The organism is Streptomyces lancefieldiae (assembly GCF_031845825.1).
Classification (GTDB): Bacteria; Actinomycetota; Actinomycetes; order Streptomycetales; family Streptomycetaceae; genus Streptomyces; species Streptomyces lancefieldiae.
In genome coordinates this window covers 1-650 of the sequence record NZ_JAVRFH010000267.1, presented here as the reverse complement: position 1 = coordinate 650, position 650 = coordinate 1, and the positions used below count along the sequence as shown (strand labels likewise).

Annotated in this window: 2 pseudogenes; both read left to right on the top strand. The window is 67.2% G+C overall.

Annotation, left to right across the window (positions count from 1 at the left end):
- Positions 1-435: pseudogene (locus RM812_RS42055) on the top strand (2-oxoacid:acceptor oxidoreductase subunit alpha); the annotation flags it as partial.
- Positions 428-650 (top strand): annotated as a pseudogene (locus RM812_RS42050) (2-oxoacid:ferredoxin oxidoreductase subunit beta); the annotation flags it as partial. The pseudogenes RM812_RS42055 and RM812_RS42050, both read left to right, overlap by 8 nt.

The following is a 650-nucleotide window of genomic DNA, read 5'->3' as shown; positions in this document are numbered from 1 at the left end:
GAGAAGCAGGACGGCACCGGGAACATCTCCTACGACCCGGCCAACCACGACTTCATGGTCCGCACCCGCCAGGCCAAGATCGACGGCATCGACGTCCCCGACCTCGAGGTCGACGACCCGACCGGGGCGCACACGCTGGTACTGGGCTGGGGTTCGACGTACGGGCCGATCACCGCCGCCGTGCGGCGGCTGCGGGCGGCCGGCGAGTCGATCGCGCAGGCGCACCTGCGCCATCTGAACCCGTTCCCGCACAACCTCGGCACGGTCCTCAAGAGGTACGACAAGGTGGTGGTCCCCGAGATGAACCTCGGGCAGCTCGCCATGCTCATCCGGGCTCGGTTCCTGGTCGACGCCCGCTCGTACAACCAGGTCAACGGCATGCCGTTCAAGGCGGAGCAGCTCGCCACGGCGCTGAAGGAGGCCATCGATGACTGACGCCAACGCGCTGCTCCAGCTCGTCCCCAAGGCCGAGGGCAAGCAGTCCATGAAGGACTTCAAGTCCGACCAGGAGGTGCGCTGGTGCCCGGGCTGCGGTGACTACGCGATCCTGGCCGCGGTACAGGGCTTCATGCCCCAGCTCGGCCTGGCGAAGGAGAACATCGTCTTCGTCTCCGGCATCGGCTGCTCCTCCCGCTTCCCGTACTACATGA